Source organism: Mycolicibacterium brumae, from assembly GCF_025215495.1.
In the GTDB taxonomy this organism is placed as follows: domain Bacteria; phylum Actinomycetota; class Actinomycetes; order Mycobacteriales; family Mycobacteriaceae; genus Mycobacterium; species Mycobacterium brumae.
Map to the genome: position 1 here is coordinate 2,624,479 of NZ_CP104302.1, position 13,158 is coordinate 2,637,636.

A 13,158-nucleotide genomic window follows, 5' to 3' on the forward strand; every position below is an offset into this window, starting at 1 on the left:
GCGAAGGCTTCGTCATAGTCACTGTCCCTGTCCGGTCCCGGTGGCGGTGGTCATGTTCCTGATCTGGCGCGCGGCCACCGACAGCGTAGCGAGGTCGAACTCACCTGCCGCTGCTATCTCATCGAGGGTCCGCTCGGCCCGCTCCAGCCGGGCGCTGTTGATCTTCTTCCACTCGGCGATCTTCTGGTCGCCGTTCTCCTCCGGCTCCCCCACCGACAGCACGTCGAAGGTCAGCCCGCGAATCGAGGTGTAGATGTCGTCGCGCAGCGCCAGCCGGGCCAGCGAATGCCAGCGGTCATCGCGCGGCAGCGCCGACACCGCGGTCAACAGTCGGTCGGTGTCCAGGTGCGCCAGCAGCGCGAAGTACGCGTCAGCGACCTCCGCGGGATCCCGCTCTGCGATGTCGGCGATGTCGATGATGTCCAGCAGGCTGTACTGGTACAGCCCGATCGCCACGTTGTAGGCCAGCTCGGCCGGCGCCCCGTCCGCGGTGAATTCCTCGGTCTCGCGCGTGACGATGTCAGCGTCCAGACCGCGCAGGAACTCCGAGAGCCGCGGGGTCAGCGCCGCGACCTTGGCGCCGAACCGGTTGATCTCCGCGCCGACGGCCAGCGGCTGCGGCCGGTTGTTCACCAGCCATCGGGTGGCCCGGTCGATGAGTCGACGCAGGTCCAGGGTCATCCGGTCGGAGGTGTGCACCGGGATGCGGTTGGCCAGGCTGGCTTCCCGGATGCCCCGCCAGGTGTCGCCGAAGCCGAAGATGGCGTCGGCGGCGGCGTAGGCGCGCACCGCGTCCACCGAATCGACCCCGGTGTCCTGCGAGACCCGGAACGCGTAGCTGATGCCCGCGGTGTCGATCACGTCGTTGACCAACATGGTGGTGACGATCTCCCGGCGCAGCTGGTGCTTGCGGATGTCCTCGCCGAAGCGCTCCCGCAGTTGGGTCGGGAAGTACTCCGGCAGCCGGGTGGCGAACACCTCCTGGTCGGGCAGCTCGGTGGCCAGCACGTCGTCCTTGAGCGCGAGCTTGACGTGCGCCATCAGGGTGGCCAGCTCCGGGGAGGTCAGGCCCTGATTGTTCTCGAACCGGCGGCGCACCTCCTTGTTGGTCGGCAACGCCTCCAGTTCGCGGTTCAGGCCCCGATCGGCCTCCAACTCGTCGATCTGGCGGGCGTGCACGTTGAGCAGGCTGGCCGCGCCGGCCCGGCTGGTGCCCATCAGATCGTTCTGGGCCATATTGTCGTCCAGCACCAGCCGGCCGACCTCGTCGGTCATCGACTCCAGCAGCGCCGCGCGCTCGTCGGCGGCGACCTTGCCCTGGGTGACCAGCGAGTCGACCAGGATCTTGATGTTGACCTCGTGGTCCGAGCAGTCCACACCGGCGGAGTTGTCCAGCGCGTCGGTGTTGATCCGACCGCCGGAGATGTCCACCTCGATGCGCCCGCGGGAGGTGACGCCGAGGTTGCCGCCTTCGCCGACGACCTTGGCGCGCACCTGATTTCCGTTGATGCGCACCGCGTCGTTGGCGCGATCGCCGACGTCGCTGTCGGATTCGGACTCCGCCTTGATGTAGGTGCCGATGCCGCCGTTCCACAGCAGGTCCACCGGGGCGGTGAGGATCGCCTTGACCAACTCCGGCGGGGTGAGTTCGGTGACACCGTCGGCGATGCCGAGGGCCTCCGCCACCTCGGGGGTGATCGGGATGGACTTCTGCTGACGGCTGTACACCCCGCCACCGGAGGAGATCAGCGATTTGTCGTAGTCGTCCCAGGTGGATCGGGGCAGGTGGAACATCCTCGTCCGTTCGGCGAAGGACGTCGCCGGATCCGGGTTGGGGTCCAAGAAGATGTGCAGGTGGTTGAACGCGGCCACCAGTTTGATGTGCTCGGAGAGCAGCATGCCGTTGCCGAACACGTCACCGGACATGTCGCCGATGCCGACGCAGGTGAAGTCCTCAGTCTGGGTGTCCACCCCGATCTCGCGGAAGTGCCGCTTGACGCTCTCCCAAGCGCCCTTGGCGGTGATGCCCATGCCCTTGTGGTCGTAGCCGACCGACCCGCCGGAGGCGAACGCGTCACCGAGCCAGTGGCCGTACCGGGCCGCGACGTCGTTGGCGATGTCGGAGAACGTGGCGGTGCCCTTGTCCGCGGCCACCACCAGATAAGCGTCGTCGCCATCGCGGCGAACCACCTGCGGCGGCGCGGTGATCGCGCCGGTGGACCGGTCCACGTTGTCGGTCAGCTCCAGCAGGCCGGCGATGAACAGCCGATAGCAGGCCACCCCCTCGTCGCGGGTGGCGTCCCGGTCGGTGGCCGGGTCGCCGGTGGGCGCCGGGGGGTTCTTGACGACGAACCCGCCCTTGGCGCCGACGGGAACGATGACGGCGTTCTTGACCGCCTGGGCCTTCACCAGCCCGAGCACCTCGGTGCGGAAGTCCTCCCGGCGGTCCGACCAGCGCAGGCCGCCGCGGGCCACCGCGCCGAACCGCAGATGCACGCCCTCTACCCGCGGGGAGTACACGAAGATCTCGAAACGTGTTCGGGGCAGCGGCAATTCGTCGATCAACTGCGGGTTCAGCTTCATCGCGAGCACACCGGCCGAACGCACCGACCCCTCGCGGGTGACGTAGTAGTTGGTGCGCAGGGTGGCCTGGATGAGCGAGGCGAACGCACGCAGCACCCGGTCGGTGTCCATGCTGACCAGCGCGTCGATGTCGACGGCGACCGCGACGGCGGCGGCCTGAGCCTGCGCGGTCCGCTCGGCGTCGGTCAGCTCCGGGTTGAAGATCGCCTCGAACAGCGCGACCAGGGACCGCACCGTCGCGGCGTGGTCGTTGAGCACCGCCTCGATGTAGGCCTGGCTGTACGGGAACCCCGCCTGCTTGAGGTATTTGGCATAGGCGCGGATGATCACCACCTGCTGCCAGGTCAGGCCCGCGCGCAGCACCAGTTCGTTAAACCCGTCGGCTTCGACCTGTCCCTGCCAGATGGCGGTGACGGTGTCGGCGAACCGGGTGGCCATATCGGCCGCGGTGTTCTCAGGCACCGTGAGCCCGCGTTCCTGCGAGACCCGGAACTGGTAGATCCGGACTTCCAGGCCGTCGGGCCGGGTGACGCTGAACGGCCGCTCGTCGAGCACTTCCACACCCATGCACTGCAGCATCGGCAGCAGGTCGCTCAGGGAGGCCGATCGGCCGCCCAGATACCAGGTGAGCTTCGCCGCGCCGGACGAGTCCGGATCGCCGAGCACCAGTTTCACCGAGTCGTCGTCGAGGGCCTCGATGATCGCGATGTCCTCGATGGCCTCGGCGGGGGTGACGGCTTGGCGGTAGGCCTCGGAGAACGCCTCGGCGTAGTGCTCGGCGCTGCCGGCTTCGATGCGGCCTTCGGCCGCCGACCCGAACAGCCGGTCGCCCCAGGTGCGGGCGGCCGAGGTCAACAGCCCTTCGATCCGCACCTCGTTGTCGGTCGAGACGTCGACGGCGTCGGGGCCGGCGCCCTCGGGCAGCCGGACGGTGAAATGAACCACCGCCCACGGTGATTCACTGACCCGGGCGGAGTAATCGATCTCGGTGCCGCCGAACTCGCGGACCAGGATGTCCTGTATCGCGAGCCGGACGCCGGTGGTGTACCGGTCACGCGGCAGGTACACCAGGCAGGACACGAAGTGGCCGAGGCCGTCGGCGCGCGCGAACAGCAGGGTGCGCCGGCTGGATCCCATCTCGATGACGGTGCGCCCCATCTCGTAGAGCTGACGCGCCGACAGCGCGAACAGCTCCGGGCGCGGGATGGTCTGCAGCACGTCGAGCAGCAGCGCGCTCAGATTGTTCGGGTCGGCGTGCGACAGCGCCAGCGCGTCGCGGACGCGCCGGGAGATCAGCGGGATCTCCAGCACGTCGGCGTTGATCGCGGTGACGGTGAACAGGCCGACGAACCGGTGCTCGATGAAGTCCTCGCCGGAGCGCTCCCGCACCACCACGATGTAGGGGTAGGCGCCGTAGCGCAGGTAGCTGGGCACGGTGGCGTGGGCCAGCATCAGCAGGTCGTCATGGGTGCTCAGCTGCGGCAACACCTCGGTGTGCAACCGGACGGTGCCCAGTCGGCTAGCCGCGTCCACCGACGCGACGCCGTCGCGCACCGGGCAGCGCTGGTAGCCCAGCAGCACGAAGTGCCCGTCGGCCAGCCAGCGCAGCAGCGCGGCGACGTCGGCGCGGTCGTCACCCGGGAACCGCGACCCGTCATCGAAGGCGATGTCGGCGGACAGGCCCAGCATGGCCTTCTGCATCGCCTCGGTGTCCAGGCCCACCTGGTAGGCGTCGGCCAGCACGCCCGGGATCTTCTCCCCCGCCTCGGCCAGCGCCTGCCGTGACACCGTCGGGGCCAGTTGGACGTGGATCCAGACCTCGTCGCCGATGGTGGCGGTCTCCACCGGGTTGAGCTCCAGCAGTTCGCCGTCGGGCCCGCGCCGCACCCGCATGGTCGGGTTCATGGTGGCGGTGTAGGCCACCCCGAGCCGGTGCAGCAGCACCGTCAGCGAGTCCAGCACCATCGGGCCCGCGTCGGTGATCACCTGCAGCGCAGGCCCATCGCCGCCTTTGCCGCCCTTGCCGCGCTGCACGGCGACCACGGTCTGGCCGGTGCGCCGGCGCTGCCCCAGCTTCAACTGGGCGGCCAGCAGGGAGTCCGGCGTCAGGTTCCGATCAGCGCCATTGGACCCGTTGGCGCCCGCTCCGTCGTCCTGGGAGCCGCGGTAGGTGCGCCGGTAGCTGGCGGCCAGCGTGGCCGCCTCCTCGGGCGTCATATCGGACCAATCGCGGACAGCCTTCAACTCCGGATTTTCCGTCATGGCACCACCTCTGGCTCACCACGTACCGCCCGCCGTTGGACGGGACCGCGAATGCGGCCCACGAGTACGACAGCAACCCTAATAGGGCGGCCTCACGGACCGGATCACCTTCGTGGAAACACGCGTCACGCCAACAACAAATCTCCCCGGCCGGGCCGCCGGAGCGGTCCGACCGGGGAGATCGGTGTTGGTTTCTTGCGCCGGGTTCGACGAGCGAGGAACGAGCGAGGAAGAGGCCCGGCGCCATCGAGACTGCGCCGGCCGTTTCGGGTTTGCCGGCTGCAACGGCTGGTCAGTCCCGGGTGAGGCGACGGTGGGTCACCCGGTGCGGGCGGGCCGCCTCGGCGCCGAGCCGCTCGATCTTGTTCTCCTCGTAGGAGCCGAAGTTGCCCTCGAACCAGAACCACTTGGCCGAGTTGTCGTCGTCGCCCTCCCAGGCCAGGATGTGCGTGCAGGTGCGGTCCAGGAACCACCGGTCGTGGCTGATCACCACGGCGCAGCCGGGGAACTGCTCGAGGGCGTTCTCCAGCGAGCTCAGCGTCTCCACGTCGAGGTCGTTGGTGGGCTCGTCGAGCAGGATCAGGTTGCCGCCCTGTTTGAGCGTGAGCGCCAGGTTGAGCCGGTTGCGCTCACCACCGGAGAGCACTCCGGCCGGCTTCTGCTGGTCCGGGCCCTTGAAGCCGAACGCCGAGACGTAGGCCCGCGACGGGATTTCGTTCTGACCGACCTCGATGTAGTCCAGCCCGTCGGAGACCACCTGCCAGACGGTCTTCTTCGGGTCGATGCCGGCGCGGCCCTGGTCGACGTAGCTCAGCTTGACCGTTTCGCCGACCTTCACCGTGCCGCTGTCGGGCTCCTCGAGTCCGACGATGGTCTTGAACAGGGTGGTCTTGCCGACGCCGTTGGGCCCGATCACCCCGACGATGCCGTTGCGCGGCAGCGTGAAGGACAGGTCCTTGATCAATTGCCGACCGCCGAAGCCCTTGTCCAGGTGCTCGACCTCGACGACGGTGCTGCCCAGCCGCGGGCCGACCGGGATCTGGATCTCCTCGAAGTCGAGCTTGCGGGTCTTCTCGGCCTCGACGACCATCTCCTCGTAGCGCTGCAACCGGGCCTTGTTCTTGGCCTGGCGGGCCTTGGCGCCGGAGCGCACCCAGGCCAGTTCGTCCTTGAGCCGCTTCTGCAGCTTCTGGTCCTTCTTACCCTGGACCTCCAGCCGCTCGGCCTTCTTCTCCAGGTAGGTGGAGTAGTTGCCCTCATACGGGTAGGCCCGGCCGCGGTCGAGCTCCAGGATCCATTCGGCCACGTTGTCCAGGAAGTACCGGTCGTGGGTGACCGCCAGAATGGCTCCGGGGTAGCTGGCCAGGTGCTGCTCCAGCCACAGCACGCTTTCGGCGTCCAGGTGGTTGGTGGGCTCGTCGAGCAGCAGCAGGTCAGGCTTGCTCAGCAGCAGCTTGCACAGCGCGACGCGACGGCGCTCACCGCCGGAGAGTTTGGTGACCGGCTCGTCCGGCGGCGGGCAGCGCAGCGCGTCCATCGCCTGTTCGAGCTGGGAGTCGATGTCCCACGCGTCGGCCGCGTCGAGTTCCTCCTGCAGCCGGCCCATCTCCTCCATCAGCTCATCGCTGTAGTCGGTGGCCATCAGCTCGGCGACCTCGTTGAAGCGCTTGAGCTTGGCCTTGATCGGCACGCCCTCCTCGACGTTCTCCCGGACGGTCTTGCTCTCGTCCAGTTCCGGCTCCTGCATGAGGATGCCGACCGATGCGCCCGGCGCCAGGAAGGCGTCGCCGTTGTTCGGCTTGTCCAGCCCGGCCATGATCTTCAGCACGGAGGACTTGCCGGCGCCGTTGGGGCCGACGACGCCGATCTTGGCGCCCGGATAGAAGCTCAGCGTGACGTCGTCGAGGATCACCTTGTCGCCGTGTGCCTTGCGGACTTTCTTCATCGTGTAGATGAACTCAGCCATGCCGCGATGTCGCCTTTCTTTCGGCAGGGGGTTTCGACCATCCTAGAAGGACCGGTGCGCCCCGCCGCAGGCGCGGCTGCTCAGGCGGACAGCGGCTGCCGCTCCGGATCGGTCTCCTCGCCCGGGTAGCCGTCGTCATACCGGCCGTCGGCCTCGTCTTCCGGGACGTCGTCTTCCGGGGGCTCGCGGTCCGGGTACCCGGCGTGGCTCTGCGGCCCGGAATAGGGCTGCGGCTCGGCGGGGTTACTGAGCCGCTGCGGGCCGGCGACGCAAAACCGCAGGTTGGGCCCGACGGAGCTGGCGCGCATTTCCACCACGGTCTTCGGGACGCCCTCGTTGGTGACGTACTCCCGGGTGTGAATGCTGCCGACCGCGATGACCGGGTCGCCTTTTTTCAGGCTGGCCGCCACACCGGTGACCAACCGATCCCAGCAGCTGACGTTGACGAACAAGGTGTGGTAGTCCTCCCAGGAGCCGTCCGGAAGCTGCCGTCGCGCATTGCTGGCCAGTCGGAAGTTGACAACTTCCGACGTCCCGACGGACCTGCGAGTCAGGTCGCTGGCGAGATTGCCGATGACGGTGACGTACGTGTCGAACATGGGGTCCTCCTGCGGTGGTGGTGTGGACCGCACCGAGACGACGCGGCCTGCCCCCATTGACCCGCGCGGCGCCGACACAAACGCGTCAGAAACCCTCGCCGAAGTCCAATCTGGGGATGGACCCCGGATGTGTGCACAACTCGCGAGCGGGTCAGCCCTCGGCAGACGCGGTCGATTCCAACCGCGCCGCTTCCCGGTCGGCGAACTGCCGCCGGGCGATCAGATCAATGGTGTCCATGTCCGCCAGCACGCCGCGCAGCTCATCGAGGAACTCATGGCGGCGCTCCCCCAGGTCGGGCGCATCGGTCAGCAGCCCCTGGTCGGCGGCCACCTGCCGCGCGGTGTCGAACAGCAGCGCCGACACCGATTCGTTGCTGCGGACCCGGTGTTGGGCGGCGTACTGGTTGCCAAGCCCGAGCGCGGCGGTGATCAGCTCCTTGGGTTCGATCTGCGGCGGCGCGTCGCACAACACGTCGGCGACGATCTCGTAGGCCTCCAGGAACGGTCGCAGCATCGGAGCCGACATCAGCGGCTTCTTGTCGTACAGCAATTGCTCGATGCTCGAACCGCCGGCGGCGACCTGCTCCTCCCAGCCCGGCTGCCAGCTCATCTCCTCGGCGATATTGGCGCGGAAGGCCGCCGAGTCGGCGAAGTAGAACTCGAACTTGAGCAGGTCGCGCAGCCACGCGGTCCGCGACCAGAAGGCGTCCAACCGATCGCCGTCGACCCGTGCGGCGTAGCTGAGCGCCAATTCGGCGATCGCGGTTTCCAGGAACGCGTGGATGAGGGTGTTGCGGTAGAACGCGGCCTGCAACTCGTTCTCCGGAGCGATCCGCCACACCGCTTCCCGGCCGCCGTCGACCCGGGTGATCGGGTGACCGCCGGAGAGCGCGTCCAGGGCCGAGCGCACCCCGGCCGCGGTGCGCAGTCGCACCGCGCTGTCGGTCAGCGGGGTGTTCTTGCGCTCCAGGTAGTCCAGCGCGTCACGCAGCGTGTGCTGCACCTGCTCCAGGGTGAGCGCCACCCCGTGGGTCCCCAGCAGCAGGGCCGACACCAGCGCCGAGGCGTTGATCGGCGTCACCCGCAGGATTCGCCACGCCACCTCGAAGGCCATCTTCTGCAGCGCAAGGCGTTTTGAGGATTTGTCAGTCGCCAGCTCACCGTGCGGGTCGCCGAGGTAGGCCGCCATCGAAACCGCTTCCGGGAAGCGGACGTAGATCTTGCCGAAGTTCCGCTCGCCCTGGGCCTTGATGTAGTTGTACAGCCAGCTCATGCCCTCGGGGGCCTTCTCCCCGCCGCGCGCGTACGCCGCGTACTCGGCGGTCTCATGCAGCTGGTCGAAACTGATCGACACCGGTTGCAGCAGGATGTCGTCGCTGCGCCCGTCGAGGTAGGCGTCCGCGACATAGGTCAGCAGTCCGAGCTTGGGCGGCAACATCTTTCCGGTGCGAGACCGGGTGCCCTCGATGGACCAGGACAGGTTGAATCGTTTGGCGACCAGGTAGCCGACGTACTCCTTGAGCACGAACTTGTAGGTCGGGTCGGAGCCGACGTTGCGCCGGATGAAAATGAAACCGGACCTGCGCAGCAGCGGCCCCATCGGGCCGAAGGACATGTTGATGCCGGCGAACAGGTGCGCGCGCGGCAGCTGGTTCTCCTGCATGGCGACGTTGAGCACAGCGCTGTCGAGGTTGGACCGGTGCGACCAGAGCATCACCGCGGGGTGTGTCTCCAGCGCGGTTCGCATGGCGTCGATCTGCTCGTAGTCGTAGTCCAGGTTCGGGTCGAACCCGCGGCTGTAGACGAACTTGGAGAACGCGGGGATGAGGTCCACCGAGAACCGGCTCCAGCCGGTGGACAGCTCGTCGAGGATGGCCCCGGCGGCGTCCAGGGTGGCGCCCGGAACCTTGTTCAATCCCTCTCGAAACCTGTTGGAGGACAGCAGTTCCGGCTTGATCAACCGCGGCGATTTGTACTCCGGGCCGAGCAGCCGGTACTCGATGCGCTCGACGGCGAGGTCCGCGCGGCGCAGCACGAACCGGGCGAAGTCGCGCGCCGAGCCGCCGACGGTGGTCTCCTCCCACTGCTGACGCAGATCGTCGACGGTGGCCGGCTCGCCGGCCAGCACCCGCGCGCGGGACGGATCGCGGCGCAGGATCCGGCTCTGCAGCATCTCCGGCGGGCGATAGGTGTCTCGGCCGGAGAGCAGGCCCACGATCTTGACCCGGGTGGGCAGGCCGGCCGCAGCCCAGAACACCCGGACCGGAACCACCGCGCGGGACCCGTCGGCGTCCAGCTCGCTGACGAGTTCGTCGACGATCTCCGGGGGCGGTTCGTCGCGCGGCAGCCGCAGCACCTCGATGTCGGCGTTCGGACGGGCGCGGCGCTGCTCGGCGATCCACTGGTTCACCAGGTCTCGCTCGGCGTCCGAGGAAACCGCGGCCAGCACCAGGGCGGAACCCTCGAGTTCGACCGAACCGGCGTCGTCGCTCACTCCTGGTCACCGCCGTCAACGGGCTTCGGCGCGACCTTCTTCGCCGGCGCTTTTTTGGCGGGCGCGGCCTTCTTCGCGGGCGCCTTCTTCGCAGCGGCTTTCTTCACCGGCGCGGCGCCCTCGGCCGCCTTCTTGGCCGGAGCCTTCTTTGCGGGCGCTTTCTTGGCGGGCGCCTTCTTGGCCGGGGCTTTCTTGGCCGGGGCCTTCTTCACGGGCGCCTTATCGGCCGGAGCCTCCAAATACGGCGCGATATCGGGCAATTCGCCGTCCGGCCAGTCGGCGAGAGTGTCCACATACAGTCGGCGGATGCCGGCGATGTGGTCCGCCAGGTCGTCGTGGCTCCAGTCGTCGACCGACACCGGCGGAAACACCGCGACGTCGACCTTGCCGGGGTTCATCGTCGAGGAATCCCGCTCGGCGATGGCGTCGGCGTTGCGCAACACCACCGGGACGATCGGCACGCCCGCGGCCATCGCCAGCCGGAATGGGCCCTTCTTGAACGCGCCCACCGTGGTGGTGTCGTGTCGGGTGCCTTCCGGCGCCATCACCACCGACAGTCCCTTGCTGACCAGGTCCTCGACCTCGTGCAACTTCTCCACCGCCGACGAGGTGTCCTCGCGGTCGATGAACACACCGTCGAGCAGCTTCCCGATCGGACCCAACACCGGATCCTCGGAGAGTTCCTTCTTGCCGACGCCGGTGACGTTCTCACCGACCAGCGAAGCGGTGATGATCGGGTCGAAGTTGTTGCGGTGGTTGAAGATAAAGATCGCCGGGCGCTCTTTGGTCAGGTTCTCCTCGCCCTGCACGTTCAGCGACACCCCGTTGGTGGTGAGCCACAAACTGAAGAAGTTGCGGGTGAAGAAGTTGACTCCGCGCCGGCGATTGCGGGTCAGCAGTCCCCACCCGATGGCCCCCGCGGCGGTCGGGACGATGGTCGACAGGCCGGCCAGGTTGCGCACCACGCCGGTGACACCGGTGCCGCTGCGGCTGCTGAACTTCAGGATCGGCCAACCGCGCTGGCGCGCGACCGCCTCCATCTTGGATTCCGGGTTGGTCGGCCGCGGGTTGCCCACCAGGTACATCAGCGCGACATCCTCGTCACCGTCGGCGTAGAAGTAGCTGTCCTTCAGGTCGATGTCGTGCTCGGCGGCGAACTTCTGCACGGCGTTGGCCTTGCCCGGGCCCCACAGGATCGGCTTGATGACGTCTCCGGTGAGCAGCCCGTCGTCGTCGACCTCGAACACGTTGGTCAAGGTGTTGGGGATGCTGAGGTACCGCGCGACCGGCTCCACCTGAACGGTCAGCGCCGACGAGCTCAGGCATACAGTGTGGCCGCGATCCAGGTGCGCCCGGACCAGTTCGCGCATCTCCGGGTAGACCCGCGATCGCACCCGCTGGTTGAACAGCCGCTCCCCGATCTCGTCGAGGTCCAACAGTGAGCGGCCCCGCATCACCTGGGTGGCCTTGCGGATCAGGCCCTCGAACTCCAATCGGCCCAGTTTGTGGCTGATGCCGCCCTCGATCATGCCGAGCAGATCGCTGATGCCCATCTGCCGCTCCATGAACTGCTGCTGGGCCAAGATGATGCCGGTGAACCCGGCGACCAGTGTCCCGTCGAGGTCGAAGAACGCGCCGATGTGCGGTCCCGGCGGGCTGGCCTTGATCTCCGCGACGGATCCGGGCAGACGCATCTCCTGCGACTTCGTCATCAATTCACCTCTCCGGTGACGGTGGGTTGGGACGGGTCCGCGTCCTGCGGCGTGGCGGGTTCGGCGACGCCCTCGTCGAAGGACGCCGGGCGCGATCTCGGCGCCGGATCGCCGGCCAACGCCAGGACTTCGTCGAAGCCGACGCGCAGGCATTCGGCGAACAGCGCCGGGTCGGTGATCGACGCTCGGTCGTAACGGGTGGTGATGCTGGCGTAGCCGCCGCGGGTGACCAGCACGGCCATCATCGCGACCCCCGGCAGCGGGCCAACGCCGTACTGCCGCAACACCTTCACCCCGGCGATGTAGGTGTCGCCGGGGAACACCGGGACGTTGCTGGCCTGGACGTCGGATACGATCACCGATCCGGTCATGGCCTCCAGCACCGGATCAGGCAGCAAAGACACCACCGGGGCGACAGCGCCGACGACGTCGAGCGCCACCTCCTCGCGGCGTTTGACCATCTGGTTGCGGATCCGGCCGATCCGCCGAGCCGGATCCGCGGTGCCGATCGGCGCGGCCAGGTTGATCCCGGCGAACCGGTTGCCGCCGGCCGGGTCATCGTCGGCGCGGACGTTCACCGGAACGGCCATCGGCAGCGTGGCCACCGGCAGTCCCATCGATTCGTGGTAGAGCCGCAGCGCCCCGCACAGGCCGGCCAGGTAGGCGTCGTTGATCGATCCGCCGCCGGCCTTGGCGGCACGGTGCAGGTCGCTGAACTTGATGTCGATGGCCTCGGTGCGGGTGGACAGGCTGCGCCGGGCCAGCAGTGGCGAGTGCGACGCGGCCGGGCGCATCACCCGCGCGCTGGAGGCCAGGTAGTTGGCGACCCCGGCGACCGTGCCGACCGGGTTGCTCAGCGAACGGCCGACGGCCTCCACCGCGCCGCCGACCAGACCGAAGATTCCGCCGGCGACCGTCACCGGCAACCGCCGCACGCCCTCGCGCATCAGGTCGTTTCCGGACAGATCCTGCGGAATGGGCATCGGCGGAACGGATCTGGGCGCGGGTTCGGGCTCCAGGTCATAGATGCTGGCGAACATCTCGACGCCACCGACGCCGTCGACGATGGCGTGGCTCAGGTGCACGATCTGCGCGGCGCGTCCGCCCTCCAGACCTTCGACCAGGGTGGCGCTCCACAACGGCCGGGAGATGTCCAGCGGCGATTGCAGCGCCACCTCGGCGATGTCGAACACGTCGCGCAGGGTTCCGGGCAGCGGCGCGCGCAGGCGCCGGACGTGGAAGTCGAGGTTGAAATCGGGGTCGACCACCCAGCGCGGCGCGGCGGTGGGCAGCGTGGGCACCACGACCTTCTGCCGCAACCGCCTGATCCGTCGGGAGGCGTTCTCGTAGGTGGCGCGGTAGCGCTGCCAATCCGGCGCGCGGTCGAAGATCTCCACCACCATGACGCCCGAGCGGGTCCGTGGGCTGGCCTCACCGCGGTGCAGCAACTGGTCGACAGCACCCAGTTCGTCGGACGCCCCGGCCGCAGCCGACTCACTCACTTCTGACCACTCCCCTCGTCCGCCCCACCGCCGATTTCCG

At 68.3% G+C, this 13,158-nt stretch carries 6 protein-coding genes; all 6 read right to left on the reverse strand.

Annotated elements, in window-relative coordinates; translation table 11 throughout:
- Window positions 1-18: 18 nt before the first annotated feature.
- The 6 genes from L2Z93_RS12775 to L2Z93_RS12800 all read right to left on the reverse strand — a co-directional run bounded on the left by L2Z93_RS12775 (window position 19) and on the right by L2Z93_RS12800 (window position 13,118).
- Entirely contained in the window at window positions 19-4,845 is a 4,827-nt protein-coding gene (locus tag L2Z93_RS12775; RefSeq protein WP_090591362.1) for an NAD-glutamate dehydrogenase, read from the reverse strand.
- Window positions 4,846-5,137: 292 nt separating this feature from the next.
- Window positions 5,138-6,811: an energy-dependent translational throttle protein EttA gene (gene ettA / locus L2Z93_RS12780; RefSeq protein ID WP_090591359.1), complete on the reverse strand. Its 1,674-nt coding sequence runs from the start codon at window positions 6,809-6,811 to the stop codon at window positions 5,138-5,140.
- Window positions 6,812-6,891: 80 nt separating this feature from the next.
- Window positions 6,892-7,410, reverse strand: coding sequence for a single-stranded DNA-binding protein (locus L2Z93_RS12785; RefSeq protein ID WP_090591355.1), 519 nt, complete (start codon window positions 7,408-7,410; stop codon window positions 6,892-6,894).
- 151 nt (window positions 7,411-7,561) lie between these two features.
- A complete protein-coding gene (locus tag L2Z93_RS12790; protein ID WP_090591348.1) occupies window positions 7,562-9,904 on the reverse strand; it encodes a glycerol-3-phosphate 1-O-acyltransferase in 2,343 nt (780 codons plus the stop codon).
- Complete coding sequence (locus tag L2Z93_RS12795; RefSeq protein WP_128111881.1) at window positions 9,901-11,616, reverse strand: HAD-IB family hydrolase/lysophospholipid acyltransferase family protein; 1,716 nt, start codon at window positions 11,614-11,616, stop codon at window positions 9,901-9,903. The genes L2Z93_RS12790 and L2Z93_RS12795 overlap by 4 nt, the downstream gene beginning before the upstream one ends.
- Window positions 11,616-13,118, reverse strand: coding sequence for a wax ester/triacylglycerol synthase family O-acyltransferase (locus tag L2Z93_RS12800; RefSeq protein WP_090591345.1), 1,503 nt, complete (start codon window positions 13,116-13,118; stop codon window positions 11,616-11,618). The genes L2Z93_RS12795 and L2Z93_RS12800 overlap by 1 nt, the downstream gene beginning before the upstream one ends.
- Window positions 13,119-13,158 lie beyond the last annotated feature (40 nt).